The sequence below is a fragment of the Haloterrigena salifodinae genome, assembly GCF_003977755.1.
Lineage (GTDB): Archaea > Halobacteriota > Halobacteria > Halobacteriales > Natrialbaceae > Haloterrigena > Haloterrigena salifodinae.
Map to the genome: position 1 here is coordinate 72,440 of NZ_RQWN01000003.1, position 22,982 is coordinate 95,421.

23 protein-coding genes and 1 other RNA gene are annotated in these 22,982 nt (G+C 66.7%); 13 read left to right on the plus strand and 11 right to left on the minus strand.

Annotation, left to right across the window (positions count from 1 at the left end):
- Window positions 1–38: 38 nt before the first annotated feature.
- Window positions 39–1,553 carry a hypothetical protein gene (locus tag EH209_RS14945; protein ID WP_126663687.1) on the plus strand — a complete coding sequence of 505 codons (1,515 nt, stop codon included), beginning with the start codon at window positions 39–41 and terminating at the stop codon, window positions 1,551–1,553.
- Window positions 1,554–1,755: 202 nt separating this feature from the next.
- Here the strand turns inward: EH209_RS14945 and rnpB are convergent.
- Window positions 1,756–2,202: RNase P RNA component (rnpB, locus tag EH209_RS14950), an RNA gene on the minus strand.
- A gap of 105 nt (window positions 2,203–2,307) precedes the next feature.
- Here rnpB and EH209_RS14955 point away from each other — a divergent pair.
- Entirely contained in the window at window positions 2,308–2,910 is a 603-nt protein-coding gene (locus EH209_RS14955) for a TIGR00296 family protein (RefSeq protein WP_126663688.1), read from the plus strand.
- Window positions 2,911–3,035: 125 nt separating this feature from the next.
- On the opposite strand, the gene EH209_RS14960 is transcribed toward EH209_RS14955, so the two are convergent.
- The 3 genes from EH209_RS14960 to EH209_RS14970 are packed head-to-tail and all read right to left on the minus strand — an operon-like array spanning window position 3,036 to window position 4,122.
- Window positions 3,036–3,308: a DUF7521 family protein gene (locus tag EH209_RS14960; protein ID WP_126663689.1), complete on the minus strand. Its 273-nt coding sequence runs from the start codon at window positions 3,306–3,308 to the stop codon at window positions 3,036–3,038.
- 2 nt (window positions 3,309–3,310) lie between these two features.
- Window positions 3,311–3,769, minus strand: a complete 459-nt coding sequence (locus EH209_RS14965; protein WP_126663690.1) for a DUF7521 family protein — start codon at window positions 3,767–3,769, stop codon at window positions 3,311–3,313.
- On the minus strand, window positions 3,766–4,122 hold the full coding sequence (locus tag EH209_RS14970) for a helix-turn-helix domain-containing protein (RefSeq protein ID WP_126663691.1): 357 nt from the start codon (window positions 4,120–4,122) through the stop codon (window positions 3,766–3,768). The genes EH209_RS14965 and EH209_RS14970 overlap by 4 nt, the downstream gene beginning before the upstream one ends.
- Window positions 4,123–4,431: 309 nt before the next feature.
- Between EH209_RS14970 and EH209_RS14975 the strand changes: the two genes are divergently transcribed.
- The 4 genes from EH209_RS14975 (at window position 4,432) to EH209_RS14990 (ending at window position 8,676) form a co-directional block, all read left to right on the plus strand.
- Window positions 4,432–5,214, plus strand: a complete 783-nt coding sequence (locus tag EH209_RS14975; protein WP_249038810.1) for a sensor domain-containing protein — start codon at window positions 4,432–4,434, stop codon at window positions 5,212–5,214.
- Window positions 5,215–5,485: 271 nt separating this feature from the next.
- On the plus strand, window positions 5,486–6,526 hold the full coding sequence (locus EH209_RS14980; protein WP_126663693.1) for an ABC transporter ATP-binding protein: 1,041 nt from the start codon (window positions 5,486–5,488) through the stop codon (window positions 6,524–6,526).
- Window positions 6,523–7,422: an ABC transporter permease gene (locus tag EH209_RS14985; RefSeq protein ID WP_126663694.1), complete on the plus strand. Its 900-nt coding sequence runs from the start codon at window positions 6,523–6,525 to the stop codon at window positions 7,420–7,422. The genes EH209_RS14980 and EH209_RS14985 overlap by 4 nt, the downstream gene beginning before the upstream one ends.
- A 198-nt stretch (window positions 7,423–7,620) precedes the next feature.
- Window positions 7,621–8,676: a M48 family metalloprotease gene (locus tag EH209_RS14990; protein ID WP_343132690.1), complete on the plus strand. Its 1,056-nt coding sequence runs from the start codon at window positions 7,621–7,623 to the stop codon at window positions 8,674–8,676.
- A gap of 9 nt (window positions 8,677–8,685) precedes the next feature.
- Here the strand turns inward: EH209_RS14990 and EH209_RS14995 are convergent, their stop codons facing one another.
- The 3 genes from EH209_RS14995 to EH209_RS15005 are packed head-to-tail and all read right to left on the minus strand — an operon-like array spanning window position 8,686 to window position 13,173.
- The gene (locus EH209_RS14995) at window positions 8,686–9,843 is read right to left on the minus strand and encodes a nicotinate phosphoribosyltransferase (protein ID WP_126663695.1); all 1,158 of its coding nucleotides are present in this window, start codon (window positions 9,841–9,843) and stop codon (window positions 8,686–8,688) included.
- 30 nt (window positions 9,844–9,873) lie between these two features.
- Complete coding sequence (locus EH209_RS15000) at window positions 9,874–11,391, minus strand: Hvo_1808 family surface protein (protein WP_126663696.1); 1,518 nt, start codon at window positions 11,389–11,391, stop codon at window positions 9,874–9,876.
- 39 nt (window positions 11,392–11,430) lie between these two features.
- Window positions 11,431–13,173 (minus strand): Hvo_1808 family surface protein, encoded by a 1,743-nt coding sequence (locus tag EH209_RS15005; protein WP_126663697.1) that lies wholly within the window; start codon window positions 13,171–13,173, stop codon window positions 11,431–11,433.
- 120 nt (window positions 13,174–13,293) lie between these two features.
- On the opposite strand from EH209_RS15005, the gene EH209_RS15010 reads away from it, so the two are divergent.
- Both EH209_RS15010 and EH209_RS24125 read left to right on the plus strand, forming a co-directional pair.
- On the plus strand, window positions 13,294–13,872 hold the full coding sequence (locus EH209_RS15010) for a cysteine hydrolase family protein (RefSeq protein WP_126663698.1): 579 nt from the start codon (window positions 13,294–13,296) through the stop codon (window positions 13,870–13,872).
- 163 nt (window positions 13,873–14,035) lie between these two features.
- Complete coding sequence (locus EH209_RS24125; protein ID WP_164722058.1) at window positions 14,036–14,197, plus strand: hypothetical protein; 162 nt, start codon at window positions 14,036–14,038, stop codon at window positions 14,195–14,197.
- Between the two features lie 94 nt (window positions 14,198–14,291).
- Here EH209_RS24125 and EH209_RS15015 read toward each other — a convergent pair whose 3' ends face one another.
- Window positions 14,292–14,783, minus strand: a complete 492-nt coding sequence (locus EH209_RS15015; RefSeq protein WP_126663699.1) for a PaaI family thioesterase — start codon at window positions 14,781–14,783, stop codon at window positions 14,292–14,294.
- A gap of 140 nt (window positions 14,784–14,923) precedes the next feature.
- Between EH209_RS15015 and EH209_RS15020 the strand changes: the two genes are divergently transcribed.
- Together EH209_RS15020 and EH209_RS15025 are read left to right on the plus strand one after the other, a co-directional pair.
- Window positions 14,924–15,367, plus strand: coding sequence for a DUF4385 domain-containing protein (locus tag EH209_RS15020; protein ID WP_126663700.1), 444 nt, complete (start codon window positions 14,924–14,926; stop codon window positions 15,365–15,367).
- Window positions 15,368–15,441: 74 nt separating this feature from the next.
- Complete coding sequence (locus EH209_RS15025; RefSeq protein ID WP_126663701.1) at window positions 15,442–16,824, plus strand: serpin family protein; 1,383 nt, start codon at window positions 15,442–15,444, stop codon at window positions 16,822–16,824.
- A 313-nt stretch (window positions 16,825–17,137) separates the two neighbouring features.
- Here the strand turns inward: EH209_RS15025 and EH209_RS15030 are convergent, their stop codons facing one another.
- Window positions 17,138–18,049 (minus strand): hypothetical protein, encoded by a 912-nt coding sequence (locus EH209_RS15030; protein WP_126663702.1) that lies wholly within the window; start codon window positions 18,047–18,049, stop codon window positions 17,138–17,140.
- Between the two features lie 69 nt (window positions 18,050–18,118).
- Between EH209_RS15030 and EH209_RS15035 the strand changes: the two genes are divergently transcribed.
- Both EH209_RS15035 and EH209_RS15040 read left to right on the plus strand, forming a co-directional pair.
- Window positions 18,119–18,832, plus strand: a complete 714-nt coding sequence (locus EH209_RS15035; RefSeq protein ID WP_126663703.1) for a lipoyl protein ligase domain-containing protein — start codon at window positions 18,119–18,121, stop codon at window positions 18,830–18,832.
- Window positions 18,833–18,907: 75 nt separating this feature from the next.
- On the plus strand, window positions 18,908–19,426 hold the full coding sequence (locus tag EH209_RS15040; protein ID WP_126663704.1) for a DUF7529 family protein: 519 nt from the start codon (window positions 18,908–18,910) through the stop codon (window positions 19,424–19,426).
- 46 nt (window positions 19,427–19,472) lie between these two features.
- On the opposite strand, the gene EH209_RS15045 is transcribed toward EH209_RS15040, so the two are convergent.
- On the minus strand, window positions 19,473–20,453 hold the full coding sequence (locus EH209_RS15045; protein WP_126663705.1) for a hypothetical protein: 981 nt from the start codon (window positions 20,451–20,453) through the stop codon (window positions 19,473–19,475).
- A gap of 339 nt (window positions 20,454–20,792) precedes the next feature.
- Window positions 20,793–21,434 carry a DUF5806 family protein gene (locus EH209_RS15050; RefSeq protein ID WP_126663706.1) on the minus strand — a complete coding sequence of 214 codons (642 nt, stop codon included), beginning with the start codon at window positions 21,432–21,434 and terminating at the stop codon, window positions 20,793–20,795.
- Window positions 21,435–21,703: 269 nt separating this feature from the next.
- On the opposite strand from EH209_RS15050, the gene EH209_RS15055 reads away from it, so the two are divergent.
- Window positions 21,704–22,840, plus strand: coding sequence for a thiolase family protein (locus EH209_RS15055; protein ID WP_126663707.1), 1,137 nt, complete (start codon window positions 21,704–21,706; stop codon window positions 22,838–22,840).
- Window positions 22,841–22,982 lie beyond the last annotated feature (142 nt).

The following is a 22,982-nucleotide window of genomic DNA, read 5'->3' on the forward strand; positions in this document are numbered from 1 at the left end:
ATAACAGAATACGAAATTATCATCTGCCCAATTGCGTCATGGCTGACAATCACGGAAATCAGGACGGACTGAAGCGAAGAGGCTACCTCAAAGGAATCGCAGCGACCGGACTCGGTGCCGGCGCCCTCGTAACGGGTACCGGCCGTTCACACGCGGACGCGGACGGCGCCCGCGACGCCGACGGCGACAGCGTGTATCTGGTCTTCGGAGCCGACTCGTCCGAAGCCGATCTCGACTCATGGGTCGAAGCGCACAAGGACGAGATCGCCGCGGAGTCCCAGGACTCGGCCGCGCAGGTCATCCAGTATCAGGACGTCTCCCAGCTCAACGTCTCCCAGCAGGGCAACGCCGTCAGCATCGCGATCGACGGCGGCGAGGCGACGGCGGCGCAGCAGGCCGACCAGAACAATACCAACACCCAGTCCGGGAGCGCCGAATCGGTAGCCGTCAAGGAGGAGACGACCGACTGGACGTTCACCGGCGTCGGGCAGGCGTACGTCATCTTTGCCGAGGAGACCGAGTGTCGGGAGTTCACCGGCTTGGTCGTCGGCGAGGACGCCTATCAGAGCGAGCAATCGGCCGAGGCGACGATCGATCAGAGCCAGGAGGTCGACCAGTACAACTACAACAGCCAGAACACCGCGGTCGCGCTCGCAGCGAACGGGAGCCGATCGCGGGCGTACCAGCGCAGTTCGCAGACGAACGAGAACTACCAGCACGCCGACGCCGTCGCGGCGAACATCGGCGACGGCGACCGTCAAGAGGCCGACGCGTCGGTCGAGCAATCCCAGACGGTCTCGCAGCTGAACGTCAGCGAACAGGGCGTCGCCATCGCGATCGCCGTCGGCAGCGGGAGCGTCGCGGAGGCGTTCCAGGTGAGTTCGCAGGGTAACCTGAACGAACAGGTCGCCGACGCCACCGCGATCGACTTCGATTCGAAATCCGTCGACGAAGTCACCGCCAGCGCCGACATGGTCGGCTCGGTTTCGGACGAGAAGCTGACCCGCTCGAAAGCCGGAGCGGAGCAGTCGAACGCACAGGCGGCGTCGGCCGACGTCACGCAGGTACAGAGCGTCGGGCAGGAGAACATCAACCTGCAGAACGCGGCCATCGCCGTCGGGATCGACGACAGTCAGGCGACAGCCCGACAGGAGAGTTACCAGGGGAACTTCAACGCGCAAGTCGCGTCGGCGGAGGCGCTGAACGTCGACAAATCCCACTGCAGCACGAATTCGGTGGTGACTGGGACGGACGAGAACGGCGACGAGTCGTGGGCGGTCGCCTACGAGACCGGGAACGGCGAGAGTTCCCAGCAAGTCGCCGAGGTCGACATCGACCAGTTACAGTTCGTCGAGCAGCTGAACGTCAACGAGCAGTTCGGCGCGGTCGCGTTCGCCAGGGACTGTGGCGACGCGGTGGCGGAGCAGCTGAACTACCAGGTGAACGAGAACGTGCAACTGACCGAAGCGCGCGCGACTAACGAAGGCACCGGCGACGACAAGAACGGAAAGAAGAAGAAAAAGAAGAACGGAGGCGAGAAGCAGCGCTGTTAAAAGAACGAACTCGGCGCCGATTCGTCGACTGAGCATTTTCAGCACCCGATAGCGGCAACCGTGCGAAGACGAAACTCCGTTCTTTCTACGAACCTGCTTCGAAAGCTCGTTCTCCGGTCTATTGAGCTACTCGACGTGCGTGCCGCATCAGAACGTGACCGAAAACGGCGCTGGTGTCGCGTCGCCACTCGAGTGCGAAAACGGGTGAGAGGAGTAAGCCCCCTTCTGTTCGATCCGGCATTCGGCTGAGCGTCCACGCCGTCCGCGGAAATCGCGGGGCGTTCGGGCTACCACGGCGCGGACTTGCACCGGTGAGGGTTCGCCGTTCCATCGGTCCTCGGCCGTCTCTGTGCGGTCGGTCACGACGGGCGTGACCCACGGTTTTGAACCGTGATCGATCGACCGCACGTCCTCTGCGGGTTAGCTCCCCTTCCTCTCGGTTGGGTTCGCGCGCATCATCGGTCGGGCCGAGACGTGTCGTTTCTGTTCCAGAGCCAGCGGTCTCCCGCTCCGGACTTGCGTCCGGTCACCTGCCCGAACAGGTGGGGGGACTTTCCTCGCGAGCGTGACGTATCCCAAAGGGATGGATCACGTTATGTGGCCGGGCCGTTGCCGGCGGGGCCATCGCGGCGGCCGGGCTCTCTCTCCCACTCGAGGTAGGCCCGTCGGCCGAATAAGTTCCCCGGTCGACGTACAAAAAGCGCACCGTAACGAATGGAAGCGTTTTAGGACGACTATTCCCATGTTCATCTGTATGTCCCAGCGACAGGGCGTCGACCTCTCCTACGAAGACGGTGCACGCGCGGTCGAACTCGCGCGTGAAGCCGTCGAATCTTTCGTACAACACGGGCAACGAGAACAACCGGGCAGTATGCGCGAGGCCTTCTACGAGCGAACCGGCGCGTTCGTTCGTCTCGAGTCAACGCGCGGCCGAGGGAGCCTGCGCGGCTGCGCCGGCGGCTACCGGTCCGGGGAACAACTCGGCCACGTGATCGTCGATTCGGCGATCGAAGCCGCCAGCGAGGATTCCTGTGGCTCCGAAGTGACCCCCTCCGAACTGCCGAATCTCACCGTCTCGGTTTGTGCCGTCAGGAACGTCGTGCTGACGGACGATCCGCTGGCGGATCTCGAACTGGGGACCCACGGCGTCGCCATTGACGGCAGCGGCAAGGGCGGCTGGCTCTACCCGACGGTTCCGGTCCAGAACAACTGGAGCGCCCGGGAGTATCTCGACCGGACCTGTCGAAAGGCGGGGCTGCCGCCGACGGCCTGGCAGGACGACGACGTCGTCGTCACGCTGTTCGAAGGCCAGGTCTTCCGCGAGCGAGAAGCCGACGGAAGCGTCGAGGAACTGTAGACTCGATCACAGGGGAGTCGGACGCAAACGGGGAAGCGATACGCGTCGCCGATCGACGCGCGGATTTTCGAGGATTGCGCACTCGAGTGGAGACGCCGGAGCGTCCGCGAGTCGCGCGGGGCCGGTTAGCGGTCGAACGTTCGGTAGATGGCGGCCAGTCCGACAGTGTGAGAGAGGGTGATCGCGAGCAGGCTCTGCGCGTCGGTGAGTCCGAGCAGCGGGTCGACGAGATAGAGGATCGCGTAGGGAACGACGGCGATACAGACGATGCCGAACGCGAGCGCTCGCATCGTCCGACTGTCGTTGCGCCGGTAGCCGCGGTACGCGAGGTGGGCGACGAACAGCCCGACGACTGCCGTGAGGGCGGACGCGACCGCGGTGATGGAGTCGAGTGCCATTGTCAGGTGGTGTAGACGGCATAGAGGATGATGAGCAGGCCACACAGTTCCGACAGCGTCGTCACCAACAACTGCACCGAGAGCGGAATCGCCGCGACGTTGCCCGCGAACAGGCGGAGGAACATCGGCCCCGGTGCGAGCAGGAACATGCCGACGGCGAGCCACAGGATCGGCCGCGCCTTCGTCCGGCGGTAGCCCTCGACGAACCGATAGGTGACGAGCACGGCGAGGACGGTCGCCACAAGGAAGGTGACGATGGCGGCGAGCACGACGGGCGTCGATCCGCCGACGCTGTCGACCGAGACCTGTCCCGGATGCGGCGTCGACGACGATTCGAGCACGAGGGAATTGCTCACCGGCGACGAAGACCTCCCTGGTGTGACTCCGCTGAACGCGACGGCTGCGGTCGCTCCGCGGAGCGTCTCGAGCCCGCCGATCGTCCCGCTTGTGGTCCCGATCATCCCGAAAACTCCTCGTAGAGTCGCGTGAAGGTGTCCGCGGCGTCTTCCTCGGCGTACTCGACCGCGACGTCGAACCCGTCCTCGGTGACGTCGATCCCGACGTGCTCGAGGCTGGCGACGTAGACCTTGTAGTGGTGGCCGTTCGGATCGAGCCGTTGCTGGTCCCGCAAGAGCCCCCGCTCCTGGAGGCGGTCGATGCGCCGGTAGACGGTCGACGGATCGGCGTCGCAGGCGTCGCTCAGGGCGTCGGCCGACTGGGCCTCGCGGTACGTTTCAACGATGATCGTCCGCGCGTACTCGTCCTCGAGGAGGGCGAGTAACTCCTCGGTCTCGGGATCGACGCCGGTCGTCATCGGCGGTCCCTCCCACGCGTCCCGCGAACGGGCTGTCGCGACCGCGACTCGGCTCCGACCGACAGAAACCGACGGCCGACCGGCTCGAGCGCGGGCTCGCCGCGGAGTTTCGGTCGCCGAAACGACACGTCTGTCTCGAACCCCGTTCGACAGGGAGATAATCGTTCGGATCCGTAACGGGTTCGCGCGGCCCCCGAGGCGGGCGAGCGACGCCTGCGGAACGCGCGGCGGAGTGCGCCGACGGCCGCACCCGCGTCGTCGTCTCGTCACCCGCCAAGATTTATGTTAGACGGCCGAAGAGAATCAGACGTGAGTCATCGATCCGGTCACTTCCCACCCGGAACCGCACGGCGGGCGGTACGGACGGCGATAACGAGCCCATTTCGTCCGCAGACCTATCTGAACCTGCTGTATCTGCTGCTGGCGTTCCCGCTCGGGCTCCTTTACTTCATTTTCCTGGTCACGGGGGTTTCCCTCGGCGTCGGCCTGTTGGTCATCCTTGTCGGCGCGCCGATCCTGCTGGTAGTGTTCCTCGCCAGCCACGTCTTCGCGGCCTTCGAGCGCGCGAGCGCTCGCTACCTGCTCTCGGTCGAGATCGACTCACCAGAGTACCCGTTCCTCGACGACGAGGACGCGACGGATGGCTTTCGCTCGCTCCTGCTGGGTCGCGAGACGTACAAGGCGATGGGCTTTCTCGTCGCGAAGTTCGCCATCGGAACCGCGGCGTTTTCTATGCTTGTTATGCTGTTCACGACCGCGTTAACGCTCTTCTTGACGCCGCTGTACTACCAGAATCCGAATGTCCACATCGGCTTCGTCACCAACGGTGATCCAGTTCAGCTCACGCCGTCGCTGCAACTGCCGTGGCACGACCTCCTGGTCGGGGCCGAGTTCGCCGTCACGATCACCGAGTGGGAGGTGACGACCCTCCCCGAAGCGCTCGCGGTCTCGGCCGTCGGCCTCGTCGCGTTGCTGCTCTCGCTGGCGATCTGTAACGGCTTCGCCTGGCTCGTCGGCCAGTTCAGCCGCGTCCTGCTCGGCCCGTCCAGCCGGGCGGCCCTCGAGGACCTGCAGGACGGACTGGCCCGCTGAAGCGGTCCGACCGCTCTTCCTATATAAGCGTTCGGCACGGCTGAGGGGCCAACAACTGTGAACCGCCTTATAGGATCGATCCGGTCGACGCTCGAAACGCAATGAGCGATCCGCACTCCCGTGCCGGCCGCGCCGCGACCGGAACGGCCGGCAGTCCGGTACTGACGACGTCTCGAACCGCTCCCGAACGCTCGCTCGCCGAGCGCACGCGTCCCGAGTCCGCGGACGGTCGTCCGTTCGCCCCCGCGCGGCCGGAGGTAGAGAGGTAACCATGGCGGCCATCGAGACGAGGAACCTGACGAAGCGCTACGGCGACGAAGCGGCCCTCGAGGGGCTTGAGTTGACCGTCGACGAGGGCGAGGTGTTCGGCTTCCTCGGCCCCAACGGCGCCGGCAAGACGACGACGATCGACCTCCTGCTCGATTTCATCCGACCGACCGACGGCTCGGCGACGGTGCTCGGGCGCGATACGCAGGACGAAACCGACGCCGTCCGCGATCGGGTCGGCATCCTTCCCGACGGGTTCGACCTCTGGGAACGCTCCTCGGGGTATCGCCACCTCGAGTTCGCCCTCGCGTCCAAGGGCGGCAGCGAGTCGCCCGAGGCGCTGCTCGACCGTGTCGGCCTCGACCGCGCGGACGCCGAGCGCCCGGTCGGTGACTACTCGAAGGGGATGGCCCAGCGGCTGGCGATGGCGATGGCACTGGTCGGCGATCCCGACCTGCTGATCCTGGACGAACCCTCGAGCGGCCTCGATCCCCACGGCATCCGAACGTTCCAGGAGATCATCCGCGAGGAGGCCGCCGACGGGACAACCGTCTTCTTCTCGAGTCACATCCTCGGCCAGGTGTCGGCCGTCTGCGACCGGGTCGGCATCTTAGACGACGGCGACCTCGTCACCGTCGACACCATCGCCGGCCTGCGCGAGCGCTCCGGCGTCGGTTCGAGTCTCGTCGTCGACGTCGCGGAGGAGCCCGTCGTCGACCTCGGCGAGATCGACGGCGTCACCGACGTGACGGTCCGCCAGGACGGACGGCTCCGAGTCACCTACGCCGATCCGGCAGCGAAGGCGCTGGCGCTTCATCGCCTCGTCGACTCCGGGGCGACGGTCGTCGACTTCGACGTCGAGGAGCCGACGCTCGAGGACCTCTTCACCGCGTTTACCGGAACCGACGCGGACTCGGTCCGGGCGGGAGAGTCGTCCGACGAATCGGGACGGGCCCGTCACCGGGCAACCGACGGCGGCGCGCGCGTCGATTCGAGCGGGCCGGATCGTGCTCGCGCCGACGCGGAAACGGAGGTGGGTCGATGAGCTCGACGCTGATCGCTCGCAAGGACTTCGAGGACGCCGTCCGCTCCAGGCTGGTCTGGGCGGTGATGGGCGTCTTCCTCTTCCTCATGGCGCTGGTCGCGGTCAGCGCGTCGACCCAGGACCTCTCGGAGGTTGAGCCGACCCAGTTGATCGTCACCGTCACCAACATCGGCGGGCTATTGTTCATCCCGATCGTCTCGCTGATCGTCGGCTACATGGCGATCGTCGGCGAGCGGCAGTCGGGCAGTCTGCGGGTGCTGTTTGGCCTCTCGCACAGCCGGTGGGACGTCTTCGTCGGCAAGTTCGTCAGCCGGCTCGGCGTCGTCTTCGTCGCGACGCTCCTGACGGTCGCGTTAACCGTCGGCATGGCGGTAGCGATGTTCGATTCCGTCCCGTTGGGGACCTACCTCGGCTACTCGGCGCTGACGATCCTGCTCGGACTGGCGTTTGCCGCCATCGCCGTCGGCGTCTCGGCGGTGTCCACATCGCGGATGCAGGCGATGGGCGGTGCGATAGGGAGCTACGTCGTGTTCTCCCTGATCTGGCATCCGCTCGTCGCCGGTGTTCACTACCTCCTCGAGGGGAGCATGCCTGGGCTCGAGGCCCCCGAGTGGTACTTCCTCCTGCTCCGGCTGAACCCCCTCGACGCCTACCGGCAGGTCTCGAGCGAACTCGCCGACCAGTTCATCTGGGGGATCATCGGGATGGAGAACATCGTCGAAGACATCCCGGACGCGGCGTTCGAGAACCCGGATACCCTCCTTCTCTCGAACCGCGTGAGCGGCGACCTTCCGTTCTACCTAAGCGACTGGTTCGCCGCCGTCATCCTGCTGGCCTGGATCGTCGTCCCGCTGGCGATCGGCTACTGGCGATTCGACGGCGCCGACCTGAACTGAGAGCGGATCGGTCCCCCGCAGTCGCGTCGCTTCGGCCCTCCGCGGGAGGCGCATCGACCGTCCGCCTCCCCGTATCGTTTCCAACCGGTCGCGGGATCGAGCGTCGACTCGCTGCGATCGGGTGCTCGTGTCGCTTGTTATGACACTCACATCTGAAAACATTATATGCGAGCAGTGTTCATTTCGAAACGAGAAACAGTGAGTGAAGGCCCTCCCCGGTTGTCGCTCGGCCTCCGAATGATCGCGACGACGCTCGTCCTTGCAGCCCTGACGCTCGGCTTTCTCGCCGTTATCTGGCGGATCGTCGCAGCCATCGTATCACTTTTCGCGCTCCCGTCGATCATCGTAGGCGCGGTCGCGCTCGGACTGCTTGCGATCTTCGTCGCCGTCCAACTCGGGCAGGTCAGCACCGTCACGGCCCACGCCGACGCGAGACCCATCCCGTTGGATGCGTACCCGGCACTGGACGGAGCCGTGACCAGAGCCGCGGCGCAACTCGACGTTCCGGCGCCAACGATCGCCGTCTCCGACCGGTCGGCACCCGAGGCGCTCGTCGTCGGCTTCCGTCCCGAGCGCGTCCACCTCATCCTCTCGCGCGGGGCCATCGACGCGCTCGAGGACGACGAACTCGAGGCGGTCGTCGCCCACGAACTGGCCCACGTCGCGAACCGCGACGCGATGGTGATGACCGCCGCCGCGACGCCCGTCGTCCTCTCGCGGGCGCTCAAATCGAAGGCAGCCCGACTGGCCTTCGCCCGCCCCGACGAAACCGAATCGCCGACCGCGTTCCTGCGGCGCTCGCCCGGGAAGTTCGTCGGCTACACGCTCATGGGGATCGCGGCCGCGCCGCAGCGACTCCTCTGGGTCCTGTTCGGCGGACTCTCGGTCGTCACGCTCGCGCTCGCGACGCCAGCCGTCGCCGTCCTCTCGCGGGGTCGGGAACTGGCCGCGGACCGGACTGCCGCGACGGCGACCGGTTCGCCGGCAGCGCTGGCCAGCGCGTTACGGACCCTCGAGAACGGGATCGCCGAGACGCCCGCCGAAGACCTCCGGGAGGCCTCGAGCATCTCGTCGCTGTCGATCCTCCCACTGGATCGACCGGGAGACGACGCGACGGCGGCTGGAACCGCCGGTTCCAAAGCGAACGGCGATCTCGGCGGCCGCCTCGAGCGGCTGCTCTTCGCGACGCATCCCTCGACCGAGCGCCGGCTCGAGATTCTCGCCGACCTCGAGGCGACGGAGGCGGCGGCGTAACCGCCGGCCCTACTCGCTCGAGTCGAAGCCGACCGCGTCGGCGTCGGCCAGACACCGTTCGCTGGCCGACTCGAGGTCGAACTCGCGGACGATTTCGCCGTCTCGGACGAGCGGCTCGAGCAGCGCGTCGCCCTCGTCGGGCCCCTCGCGGTCGGCCAGCGCGACGTGGTGGCCGCCGTCGGGCGTGCGGTAGACCTCCTTCACGCCGGAGAGCTTGCCCCGCTTGGAGATCGGCTCGCCCTCGATCTCGACGATGTCGAGGCTGAAGTCGACCGAGTCGGCGCCGGTGATGTGGCTACCGACGCCGAAGCCGTCGGCGACATCGCGGAGGGGGCGGATGGTCTCGGGAGTGAGCCCGCCGCTACAGAAGATGTCGACGTCCTCGCGGCCGCGCGCGTCGAGTTCCCAGCGAACTTCGCGGATGATGTGCCGGAAGTCGCCCCGTCGCGAGCTCGTGGTATCGATGCGAACGCCGTCCAGGTCCTCGCCCAGCGTCTCGGCGGCCAGCAGGCTCTCGCTCTTCTCGTCCCAGAAGGTGTCGACCAGCGCGATCCGCGGGACGTCCTCGCCGACGGCCTCGTCGAAGGCCGTCCAGGCCTCGTCCTGGTTGCCCTCACCGAAGCAGAACATCAGCGCGTGGGGCATCGTCCCGCCCGGTTCGCGCTCCAGGATATCGCCCGCGGCGACGTGGGAGAAGCCGTCCAACCCCGCGAGCAGGGCCGCGCGTTCGACCGTCGACGTGATCGACGGGTGGACGTGGCGGGCGCCGAAGGAGAGCACCAGCGAGTCGGGTGCCGCCAGCCGCGCCTCGAGGGCGGCCGTCGCGAAGCCGCTCGGCTGCGAGAGGAATCCCAGGAGGGAGGTCTCGAGTTCGGCGAACTCGAGGTAGGGGCCCTCGATGCGCAGGACGGGCCCGCCGTCGAACAGCTGGCCGTCGGGTAGGGCGTCGACGTCGACGTTCCGACCCTCGAACAGCGTGGCGACGTCTGCCACGCCGGTGAAGACGTCGAAGGAGCCGGTGGGAAACTGGTCGGCGGTCACCTCGGCCACGACGTGAGGGTTCTTCCCCGCGTGCTCGAGCGTGGCGCGGGTGCGCTCGAAGTAGGCGTCGGTGGCGCGCCCCTCGAGAACGGCCTCGGCTGGGACGGTACCGAACGGATTTGACATATCGGTGAGTTCCCGAGGGAAGTAAAAAAGCTACTCGTCTGCGGATGCCGTCGCCGCCGGCGCCGGTGACGGTGACGGTGCTGTCGCGGTTCCCGCACGCAACGGTGCGGGTGGCGCGGCCGTTGCGATCGATTCGCTCGGCACGGCTGGTGCGGTCGCCGCGGTCGGTACGTCCGACAGGGTCGACCCAGTCGACGCGTTCACTCTCGGCGCATGGACGCCCTCGAGGTCGTCGACCGTCGGCGCGCCGACGATCGTGACGGCGTCGTCGTCGACAGTCACGCGGTACGCCCCCTCGAAGGCGTCGCCGTCGGGAATCCGGTACGTATCCGTCCCGGCGTCGACCGACTCCGCGCCGCGGGTCTCGAGGAGGGTGCGGTACGCGTCGGCGAACTCGTCGGCGTCGGCCCGGCTCTCCCAGGCGAGGCGCCAGACGTGACCGGTCCGCTCCCCGTCGGCGTCGCGGTACGCGGTGAAGGTGTCGCCAGCCCAGCCGTCGGTCGCGGGATGGGAGTAGTTGTACGGCGAGAGCTCGGTCGCCCCCGCCGTGATCGAGCGCTCGATGACGCCGTTGGCCCACAGGGTCCCGAAGAGGGTCGCCTCGCCCACCGTCTCGGTTCGAACCTCGCCGCCGGCGGTGATCGGTTCCCACTCGTCGCTCGAGCGATCCGGGACGTCGACGTCGACCGGCCGATCGTCCGGATAGCGGTCGGGGTGGATCACCTGGCTGGTGCTGGCGGGATACTCGTCATGGGCGTCGTCGACCGCGGCCCAGCCGCCACGCTCGGAGAGGGACTCGACGAACGACGGCCCCTCCGCGTACGGCGCGTAGATCGAGAGGAAGAGGCCGACATTGAACGGCCGATCGGCTTCCACTTCGGCCGGAGCCGCCGGCGTGACGGGGAGACACTGCCACTCGTCGCCGCAGCGCTCGGCGTAGCGGTGTGGCACGTAGTTGGCCTCCCCCTCGATCAGGCCGAGTTCGGCCCGCCGCTCGTCGATCGTCTCGCCGTCGCGCTCGAGGCCGAAGCGCTGATCCTGGAGGGCGTGGACCAGTTCGTGGACCAGCGTCTCGCGGTCGATGAGGATCTCGTCGGCGTCGGCGGCGATGATGACGATCCGACCGTTCACGTAGTAGCCCTGAACGCTGCTGCCGTAGAGGTCGTCCATCGCCTCGTTGACGTCCGTCTCGCCGTCGACGACGAACGCCCCGCGCCACAGTTCGTTCGTAAACGCCGACGCAGACTCCGACCCGCCCCGCTGGCCTCGGTACTCGGATCGCGAGATCACCTCGAGGTCCACGTCGCGTTCGAACTTCAGCCCGCGGACGACCTCGATCCGGGCCATCGAGCGGTACTTGACGGCCTCGAGTTGCGACTCGGTGAGCGTCTCCTCGCCGTCGAACGCGAAGGTGTCGTCGTGGGCGTAGCCGCCGACGTGCCCCAGCTCTCGGCTCGTGTCGAACCTGTCGGGCGAACCGGGGACCGTACACCCCGAGAGGAGCAGCAGGCCGACGAGCGCGAGCACCGCGAGGCGGCTCCGTTGCATCGAGGGCCGGTTTCGAGGGCAGGGACAAAGATTCGTCGTTCAGGCGCGACCGCGGTCGGAACGGCCGCCGTCGGGTTCCTCGGGTCCGGCGTCGGGTCCGGACGGCGTCGAACGCGGGGACGCAGCGGTAACCGGCGCCGACCGTGGCGACGAATCCGACCCGCCGCGCTCAGCTTCGAGCCGCCGTGCCCGCGCTCGCGCCGCCAGCAGCGCGATCGCGACGGCGGTGCCCGTTCCGGGGACGGCGAAGCCGGGCAGCGAATCGTCGTCCTCTCCGTTTCCGCCGTCCTCCCCATCTCCGTCTTCCGCCTCGCCGGAGCCGTCGGCGTCGGTCGACCCGATCGTATCCTCGCCCGCCGGCGCGGAGCCTGCCGAGAGCCCGTCGAGCGCGGCGACGGACGGTGCGTGGACGATCCGCACCGTCTCGCCGTCGCGCTCGAGGAAGTACGCGCCGGGGTAGCCCTCGTCGTCGATCGCGTAGGTGTTCCGCCGATCCTCGACGGCGTCGGCGCCGTTGATCTCGAGCAGTTCGACGTAGGCGCCGGCGAACTCCGCGGCGTCGTCGGCTGACCGCCACTCGGTCTCCCAGACGTAGCCGGTTTCCTCGCTGGCGTTCCCGCCGTCGTAGGCGACCAGTTCGTCCCCGGCCCAGCCGTCCGTGTACGACTGGTTGTAGTCGAACGTCGTCGGGTCGTCGCCGAGCATGGCCTCGCGGGAGAGCACCGACGACCGAGTCGGCTCGAAGGCGCCGTCGGCGAACATCGCGACCATCGTCCCCTCGCCGACCGTCTCTCTCGCGACCTCGCCGCCGATCTCGAGGGGCTGCCACGACTCGTTCGAGCGATCGGCGACCGAGATGTCGACCGGGTCGCGATCCTCGCGGTGGATCACCGTCGACGAACTCGCCGGCGGATCGGCGTAGCGATCGTTGACCGCCGACCAGCCGTCGCCGGACTCGCGCAAGTGGTCGACGTAGGCCGGGCCGTCGGTGTAGGGTTGATACAGCGACAGGTAGATCCCCCAGTTACTCGGGGTTTCGCCGCCGGAGTCGTCGTCGGGGAGACACTCCCAGTCCGTCCCACAGCGCTGCTCGTATTCGGTCTCGACGCTGATCGCGTCGCCCTCGATGAGCCCGTTCTCCGCCGCTTCCTGATCGATCGTCGCGCTCTCGTAGTTCGACAGGTTGAACTGCTGGTCCTGGAGGGCGTGGGTCAGCTCGTGGCCGAGTACGATCTCGTCGAGCTCGAGTCGGTCGGGCGTGTTCGAGACGATGACGATGCGGTCGGTCGAGGGCTCGTAGTAGCCCTCGACGCTACCGCCGTAGATCGACTGGAGTTCCGTCGTCGCGTTGGTCTCAGCGTCGACCATAAACAGCGCCTCGTAGGTGACGTTTTGGGCGCGCTGCTGGCTCTCGTTCGAGCCGACGAAGGCGCTGTCCCGGGACTGGAACTCCTCGCGGGAGATTTCCTCCACCGGCACGTCGTTCTCGAAGGTCAGCCCGCGAATCTTCTCGACGCGGGCCATCGACCGGTAGACGACCGCTTCGAGCTCGTCGTCCTCGACGACGGCGTCGTCCTGCTCGTCGACCGGGAGGTCGTCGTCGTACCAGTAGCCCTCGACGTAGCCGACGGTCCCCGCGGTGGTCGGATCGTCGGCTCGGTCGGCGCCGTCGGGCGACTCGTTCGCGAACAGCGGCGGGGTGGCGCCGGCCGCGACTGCGACTAGTGCGAGCGCCGCGACCACGACCAGTGCGGCGGCGACTCGCGTCGGAGGGGTCCTCATTACGAGCGGATGGTTTGCCGTACGGCGGCGAGCGCAAAAAGCCCGCTGATCGGAACGGTTCCGGCACTCGAAGGCCGTCCCCGCCGCGAACTTTTTACGAAGGCATCCGTAGGTTTACATATGCACCTCGAGCCAGACAGCACGGCGGTCGTGGTCGTCGACATGCAAAACGGGTTCTGTCACCCCGACGGCTCGCTGTACGCGCCCGGCAGCGAGGCGGTGATCGAGCCGATCGCCGACCTCGTCGAGCGGGGCCGGGAGGTCGGCGCGCAGGTGATCTTCACGCGGGACGTCCACCCGCCCGAGCAGTTCGAGGACGCCCACTACTACGACGAGTTCGACCAGTGGGGCGAACACGTCCTCGAGGGCTCCTGGGATGCCGAGATCGTCGACGAACTGCCCGTCGAGGAGGCAGACCACGTCGTCGAGAAACACACCTACGACGCCTTCCACAACACCGAACTCGAGGGCTGGCTGAACGCCCGCGGGATCGACGACCTCGTCATCTGCGGCACGCTCGCGAACGTCTGCGTGCTCCACACCGCCGGCAGCGCCGGCGTACGGGACTTCCGGCCGATCATGGTCGAAGACTGCATCGGCGCCATCGAGGACGAACACAAGGAGTACGCCATCGACCACGCCGGCTGGCTGTTCGGCGAGGTCCGCGAGATGGACGACCTCGAGTTCGCGAGCGCGTGACCGGACCCTCGACGGCAAGTCTGACGGAACTCGCCGACTCGAAGCGGGAGTCGAAGGGGAGCGTTTTCAACGTCCCGTCCCAACGGCGTAGTATGAGTGATGTTCGACTCGCTCGGGCCGATCGACTCGAGCGACCGGTCGCGACGCGAGCGGGTGAGGGCGCATGAACGCCCGCCGGCTCCGAACGATGTACGTGTTCGGGATCCTGCTGAACGCGGTCGCGCTGATTTACGCGGCCATGGACGGGGCGATACTGTTCGCGGTGACGTTCGGGATCGTCATGGTCTACCTCGGCGTCCGGTACTGGATGGTCTCGACCGCTTGAGAGCCCCGTCGCGACGCCGAACCCGGGTCGGATCTCGAGTGCGAGTCGGCCGGTTCGCTCGGTCGGAAGACCTCGTTTCGGGCGCGGACACCCCTCACTCCCGCTCCGGTCGGAAGATGCGGAACGCGCCCTGTCCAGTCGCGACCTCTTTGGTTTCGCCGTCGGGGCCGGTGCTCTCGACGGTGATTTCGCTGACGCCGACGCTGCCGCCGACCCTGATCACGTCCGCCGTCGCCGACAGATCGCCCGTCGCGGGCCGGAGGTAGTTGACGTTCAGGTTGATCGTCGCGATCCGGGCCCCGAACGGCTCGTCCAGTTTCGTTCGGAGCACGAGTCCTCCGGCCGTGTCGATCAGCGTCGCGGCGATGCCGCCGTGGATGTCGGCTCGCTCGTCCGGTCCGGTATCCGGCCGCGTGTTGCTCAGTTTCTCGTCGTAGGGCAGCGAGAGCGTCATCGTCCCGTCGCCGACGTCGTCGACGCGCGTCCCGATCCACGAGAGGAACTCCTGGTGTTCGTCGATGAAGTACTGGATCATCTCCTCGAGGTCGTCGAACCGCTCCATCACCGTCCGCATGTCGTCGGTCATGTACACTCCTGTCCCTCCGACGGCCTTTACCGCTGTGTTTCTCGCCGTCCCCGTTGTCGACAGTTCACTCGACTCGCAAGCGTGGCGTCTACGGTGCGCAGGTCGCTACTCGAGAACGAGCGTAACTGCCGGTGAGACAAGTGACCGACGAGAGCCCCGAATACGACGTCGACTTCCGTGACCGGCCAGAGCAGTACGAGATCGGTCGCGGCGAGCAAGGCGTGTTCAAGGTCGAACCGTATAAGAGCGAACTTCTCCCGCTGTGGTCGTATCGGGACGCGGATGCCGCCCGCGAGTCCGCGCCGTCGATTTACGAGCAGTACGAACGGTACCGCAAGAACGACGACTTCCCGGGGATGGATATGGCCCGAAAGTACCTCCAGATGGGTTACACGCGAGCGATGCGCTACGCGAAGTATCCGGGTGGACGGAAGTACGACGGTAACGGTGACGAACGCGAGCCACAGCGCTGGGCCGACCGCGAGAAACGCGCCGCCGCGCTCGTCTTCGAGCGGTACTGGGAGCGCGTCCGTGAAGACGACGCGTATCAGCGGGCGAAAGACGCCCATCGCGAGCGACGGTGACGGTCGCTCTAAACGCTCAAAAACGTCTTTGAGTCTACCGAAGGTGTTTATCCCCGGCGAACGGCTACTCGAGTATGACCGCTGACAGGCGACGCGTGCTGACCCTGACCGGCACCCTCCTCGCCGGCGCCGCGGGCTGTCTCGGCGATTCGGCCGACAGGGAGAATCCCGCGAACGGCGACGAAAACGGCGATGAGGCCGGCCCTCTCTTCGCGGACCGCGACGCCCCCGACTTTCCCCGCCTGGATCTCACCACCGATCCCGACCTCGAGTCCGACCGCATCGCCGAACAGATCCGCGGGAACGTCGCCGTCTCGTTCGATGTCCTCGCACAGCTTCGCGAGGCGACGCCCGACGAGAACCTGTTTTTCTCGCCGTACAGCGTCTCGGTCGCGCTGGCGATGACCTACGCGGGAGCCCGCAGCGAGACCGCCGCGGAGATGGCCGACGCCCTGCGCTACGACCTCGAGGGCGAGGCGCTCCACGCCGCCTTCGGCGCCCTCGAGGGCGAGTTCGAGCAACGGAATGAGGACGGCGAGGGAGACGGAAGCGAGGGCGACGATCTCGGATTCCAGCTCTCGAGCGCCAACGCCGTCTGGCGCGACGAAGGCTACGCGTTCGACGACGAGTACGTCGCGTTACTCGAGGCCTACTACGAGGCCGGCGACCATCTCGCCGACTTCTCGGGGAGTCCCGAGGCGGCCCGGGAGGAGATCAACGCCTGGGTCGAAGAGCGAACGAACGATCGGATCGAGGATCTGCTGCCGGCCGGGTCGATCGATCAGTCGACCCGGCTCGTCCTCACGAACGCCGTCTACTTCCTGGCCGCCTGGGAGCACGACTTCGATCCCGCCGACACGGAGCCGGCGACGTTCACCGGCCTCGACGGCAGCGAGACCGAGGTCGGGATGATGCACCAGTCGCAGGAACTGCGCTACGCCGAAATCGACGGCCACCAGCTCGTGGAACTCCCTTACGCCAACGGCGACACGAGCATGATCGTCGTCCTCCCCGCCGAGGGCGAGTTCGAATCCTTCGAAGAGTCGTTCGGCGTCGACGAGCTGGCGATCATGCTCGAGGAGACGTCCCAGCCGGAGATCGACCTCGCGCTCCCGAAGTTCGGTATCGAGTCGAAGTTCAGCCTCGTCGAGACCATGCGGGAACTGGGGATGGAGCGGGCCTTCGACGGCGGCAGCGCTGACTTCAGCGGCATGGTCGAGGACGCCGAATCGGATCTGTTCATCGACGACATCATCCACCAGAGCTTCGTCGAGGTCGACGAGGAGGGGACCGAAGCGGCGGCCGCGACGGTCGTCGCCGTAGAGGTCACCGCCGTACCAGACCGCGTCGAGATGACCGTCGATCGCCCGTTCCTCTTCTACGTCCGCGATCGGCCGACCGAGACGCCGCTGTTCGTCGGGCGCGTCGTCGACGGTGAACAGCTGCAGGGTGACTAGAGAGGCCGACCGATGTTCCACCGCTGACTGGCGAACCCTCGTGCGGCGGCGCGCGCTGGAGACCGGTCGAGCGACAGCGAGAACGGTCGCTAAAACCGTGCGAGGTCTTCGCGAACGGAGTGAGCGAATGGCTTGGAAGACGCTTCGCGTCTTTCAGTGGATGAGCGAGTGAGCGTAGCGAACGAGCGAATCGGCTGGGGAGGGTGTGGCGATTCCGTGTTGCCACGATAGCAGCGCGTTCTTCCAAACTTCCGTCTCAGTCAGAACACAACTACTCGATTCTGCACCGATTCGAGGACGCTCCCGTCACTCTCTAGCGCTCGAGCGAAGGGCGAACCCGCACCCGAACCCGCTGGCCGACCTCGAGTGGCCGATCGGGACAGATCAGCTTCGCCCCGAAGGCGGCGTCTCGAGCGCAGAACAGCGAGAGGCCGGTGATCGGCTCGCCGTTGACCGTGACGACCACGTCGTCCCAGGTGATCGTCCGTCCTCGGGCGACGCCGAGGCGGTCGCCGTTCAGGCAGACCGGAGTCGTCCCATCCTCGAGCTCCTCATCTCCGGACGTCTCGGAACCCGCCCCCGCTCGCCAGTGTAGCCCGCCGCCGTCGTAGTGTGGCAGCCCGCCGTCGAGCACGCGCCCGTTGTCGGCCCGAACGCCGACGAACGACTCGCCCGGATCGGGATGCGTCGGCGCGTCGAGGACGGCGTAGGTCTCGCCGGTCGACGCGACGGTTCCGGTGCCGTCCCACTCGAGCGGATGGAGGTCGATCCCGAGCGCGAGCGGGAGCGACCCCGACGCCCGGTGGGGGTTCTGGTCAGGACGGCGCAGGCCGACGTGGAGGTGGTTGTCGACCCACGGCGCGAAAAAGCCCGCGCGGACGAGTTCGCCCAGCGAGTCGCCGCGCTCGACGCGGTCGCCGGCTTCGACGGCGGGTTCGACATGCAGGATCCGGGCGGTCAGTCCCTCGAGGTTCCCCGGCCCGTCGCAGTCGACCAGGATCAGGTAATCGTGCTCCGGCGCGTAGGGCTTCGGCGGCGCAGTGACGGCGCGGGTCTCGCGGACGACGCCCGAAACCGGACTCGGGGCGGCGCTCGTCCGCCCGTCGCGGAGCGTTCCGGGGTAGAGATCGATCGCACACCCCTCGTCGTGGGCGGGATACGGCGAGTTGTACAGCGAGAAGCGCTGGTACTGCACCAGCAGTTCCTCGGGGAGCGTCACAGCCATCACGTGTCGACTCGGTCTGCGCGGCGAGACCGTTTAGGTTCGTCGGGTCCAATCCCGACGCGACACACGATGCGAGTGCTTCGCGGCCGCGCGGCGACGATCGAGACCGACCGCGAGATCAGCCGACGGCTCCTCTCGCTGGCCGCCGACGGCGAGCCCGCGGTGCGCGTCTGGGCGCCCCACCGACAGGTCGCCTTTGGCCGCCGGGACCGGCGGCTCGAGGGGTACGACTGCGCCTGCGAGCGGGCTCGAGCGCGCGAGTTCCCGCCGGTCGAGCGCGACGTCGGCGGTCGGGCGGTCGCCTACGACGGCGAGACGGCGCTCGCCTTCGCCCGCGCGGAACCGGTCGCGGACTTCCGGTGCGGGACCGACGATCGGTACGAACGCGCGACGGCGGCCGTTGAGGACGCGCTCAGATCGCTCGAGGGCAGTCTCGATCCCGTTCGCGGCGAGCCCGACGACTCCTTCTGTCCCGGAACGCACTCGCTGTCGCTCCCTGGTGTGAACGACGAGCCGCGAAAGGTCGTCGGCATCGCCCAGCGCGTCCGGCAGGACGCTGCCGTCGTCGCCGGCATCGTCCTCGTCGCGAATCGAGACCAGCTCGCGGCCATTCTCGAGTCGGTCTACGGCGCGCTCGAGGTCCCGTTCGATCCCGACACGGTCGGCACCGTCGCGTCGGCGAGCGGCCCGTCGGACTCCGCCGTCGTCCGCGCGGCGCTCGAGGACGCGCTGATCGGCGACGCGGCGACCGTCGCGATCGAGTCGGTCGCGGCGAGCGAGTGACCAGGAGACAACGTTTTTTCCCTCGCCGTCCACCGCCCCGAGTATGGAGACTCGAGCGCGGACGGAGGGAGATCGATGACGACAACCGACGACGCCTCGCGGTGGACGGAACTCCTCGAGGACGCGGCGGCCATCGCCGAGGAATTTCGGGACAACGGCTGGGACGCCGTCGTGTTGGAACCCGAGGCCGTCGCCCCGATCGACTGCGAGGAACGGACCGGCTTCGACGTCGGCGTCTCCGACGAGGAGTACGACCTCGTCGAGTCCCTGATCGACGGGGGGGACGTGACCGTCACCGCGGCCGACGTCTACTACCGCCCGCCCGAGTCGGGCGACGAGGGGCGGATCGCGCTCGTCGTCGAGCGCGACGAGAATACCGAAACCGCCGTTTTCGTCCCGTTGCGGTACGATCTCGAGGACGAGGCGACCCGATCGGTGTTCGAAACGGCGCTCGCGTCGGAAGAGGTGTTCGTTCACGTGACGCCGACCGAAGCGGCCGGGGCGACGACCGACGACGAACCCGCAAACTGGGTCAGTTTCACCCACAACGACCCGTCGCTGTTTCTCGAGGAAGCCGACGTGCGAAACTGGTAGAGGAGTCGTCGCGGTCGTCAGGACCGACGGGACCCTCGCCGCCGTTTCAGCACCCGCCGTACTCGAACTCGAGTTCGCCGTTCAGCGCCATCGAGTGGTCGTCGTAGTAGGCATAGAGGTTTTTCGGAGCGGTGTACCGTCCGCCGTAGTGCCCGACGGGGCCGGTCGTGTCGATGATGTTGTCGTCGAGGTCCTCCGTGAAGGGAATGTCCTTGCGCTCGAAAACGAGGTCGTCGTCGAGCCAGTAGCGAACGACCCCGTCGTGGTTCGCCTTGCCGTTGGTAATCGTGTTCACGCGCACGTAGTACTCAAATTCGTACCACACGCCGGGTTCGATTTCCGGCGACCCGAGCGCGTATTCCTCGCCGTCGACGAGATAATCGTGGTCACCGATACCCTCGTCACCGTCGCCCATGTGGTAGGTATTCGAGAGGAGGTGGAACGGTCCTTCCGGATTGGTGTCTTTGGTGGACACGTACATGCGATTGCTCCAGCCGTTGGTGCCGTCGGGCCGACCGCCGCCGGCGCTGCCTTCGCCCTTCGCGATCGCGCAGTTCCAGAGGCGACAGTTCGTCGGCGCGTCGCGCCCGGACATCGCCCAGTTGCTGTTCAGGGCGAAGTTGACGCGTCCGTTGAGTTCGAACAGTCCGTCGTCGAAGTCGTAGTGCGTGCTCAGGCCCCAGTGAGCGTCTTCTCGAATGCGCAACTGCAGGGCGCTCTCCCCGGACGCCGTCGGGCTCGAGACGAGCGTGAGATTGTCGGGATCACCGTTCGACATCCGGTAGACGTCGTCCCAGCTATCGTAGTCATCGTAATCGAGGTGAACGATGCTGTCCGGGTGGCTGCAATCCGCCGTTGCCGTATCGGTTCCGAGCCCAGCGACACCGAGTAGGCTGCCCGCGCCGACGAGCCCGCCCATCTGGAGCGTCCGACGTCTGGTCACGCTGGCGCCCGTCGACTTCTCGGCCGCTCCGTCTCCGTCGTCGTCTTCTCCTCGGTTCGCTGCATCAGTAGTATTTGTAGCCATCCGATTTGGTGTTGTAGCGTAGTGTCTAATTGTATCAGGTACTCTACCCAGAATAAGGTGGACGTCATATAGTAATACTAACAATTGGCGTACGAAGAACTGTCGTCGTAGTGAGGATACTCGCGATCGATCAGTCAACGAGTACCCTCGGGCGCTATGGCGCGATACGAGTCGGAATCTGACCGACGCTCGGTCCGGAAACGAGTCGAATTTCGGGTGTTGTGGTCGTTGAGACACGTCACGAGAACCACGTCCTACTGGTGTGAATAAGTCGTTTGCTTGCGAATAACAGCGAACAGGCGGTCCGTTACTGCGGAAGGCGGTGCGTGAACGGCGGGGTCACTCCTCGTCCTCTCGCTCTCGCAACTCCTCGCTCGCCTCGCGCACCTCGCGCATCACGCTCGAGATGCGCTCCTCGGCCTCGAGTTCCTCCTCGACGGAGAGGTCGACGCCTTCGACCTCCAGCAGGAACTTGGCGACCTCGGTCGACTCGTACATGACGTCGTCGAGTTCCTCTGCGGTGAAGAAGTCGCACATCGCGCCGTAGAGGAAGGTCGCCCCCGCCTTGCGAACCTTCTCCTCGAAGGAGGCCCGGGCTTGGTTGACCGCCTGCGGGGTATAGGTGTCGGTCATGAAGGGGACCAGTTCGGGAAGGTTCTCGCCGATCTTCGTCATCTCGACGCCGGTCTCGGTCCGGAAGTCGGAACAGAGCCGGGCGATGGCCCACTCGCGGGCGGTGACGTAGGTACGGTCTCGGAGGAACTCGTTGACACGGTCGTACTGCGCGCCGTCCATCTTCGTAAAGCGGGCGTACTTCTGTACGTCCTCCGGCACATCATTCTCCTCGGGGTCGGGATCCGGAACGTTCGGCATCGGGCTGTCGCCGTCTGCGTCGGCGCTCGCGTCGGGATCGGCGTCCGCTCGGGAGGGCGATTCGTCGTCGGTCGCGAACCGGGAGGCGTCCAGTCCGTCCTCGTCCATGGCCGCGTATTACCAGTAACCCGAGATAAGCGTTCGGAAGGGGACCCTCGCGTCGGCGGACGATCGCGGTCCGGCCGCACTGACTCCCGTCGACTCGCGCGGACGTGAGAGTCAGTTCGGCGGCGCCCCGACGAAACGCGAATCGAGACCGATCGGCTCACGACTGTTTCGGTGGAAACCGGGATATGAGCCTCGAGCGGCGCGTAAACGGTTCGAACGTGTACGGGAGTTCGACCGGATTTAAGTCTGTCAGGGACGTTCGGTAGTATATGTCACAGACGCCAGTCGTGGTCGAGGCAGTACGGACCCCACAGGGGAAAGAGGACGGCGTGTTCGCGGACGTCCGCAGCGAGGACCTCTCGGTGCCGCTGATCGACGAGATTCTGGCCGAGACCGGACTCTCTGGCGACGAGGTCGACGATCTGATGTGGGGCTGTGCACAGCAGCGCAGCGAGCAGGACAACAACCTCGCCCGCGTCATCGCCCTGCTGTCGGAACTCGGGGAGAACGTGCCGGCGACGACGATCAATCGCTGGTGTGCCTCCTCAATGCAGTCAGTCATCTCCGCCTCCGACGCCATCGCGGCCGGCAACCGCGACGCCATCATCGCCGGCGGCGTCGAGAGCATGAGCCGCGTCCCGATGGGCGGCGGCTTCGAACACATCCACCCCAAACTCGCCGAACTGTACGATCTCGGCGACCTCCAGATGGGGATGACCGCCGAGAAGGTCGCCGAGGAGTACGGCATCTCCCGGGAGGAACAGGACGAGTACGCCGCCCGCAGCCAGCAAAACGCCGCCGAAGCGACCGAGTCGGGCCGCTTCGACGACGAGATCGTCCCGATCGAGACCGAGGACGGCACCGTCAGCGAGGACGAGGGCATTCGCCCCGGCACGACGACCGAGAAACTCGCCGAACTGCCGACCGTCTTCAAGGACGACGGCACCGTCACGCCCGGCAACGCCTCCCAGATCTCCGACGGCGCCTCCGCGCTGCTGATCACCAGCGAGGCCTTCGCCGAGGAGCACGACCTCGAGATCCTGGCCGAGGTCGGCCGGAACAACGTCGCCGGCGTCGACCCGACCGTCATGGGGATCGGTCCGGTCCCGGCGACGAAGGGCCTGCTCGAGCGCAACGGCCGCGACATCGACGAGTACGACCTCGTGGAGCTCAACGAGGCCTTCGCCAGCCAGTCGCTGTACTCCCGCGACGAACTCGGCATCGATCCCGAGATCTTTAACGTCAACGGCGGCGCCATCGCGCTCGGCCACCCGCTGGGGGCCTCGGGTGCGCGCCTGCCGGTCACGCTGATCAACGAACTCCAGAAGCGCGGCGGCGGTCTCGGGCTGGCGACGCTCTGTGTCGGCTTCGGGCAGGGTGCGGCGATCGAGTTCGACGTCAACTAAGGCGTTCGCTGTCAGTCGAATCGGTAAATTCAGATTCTGCAATTCTTTGCGAACGGATCAATCGACGAGTAGCGAGAGCAATCTGGTGCCGTGGCGAGCGCTGACGGTGCGCCTGAGCACTGCGAAGGCGCGCCGGCGACTG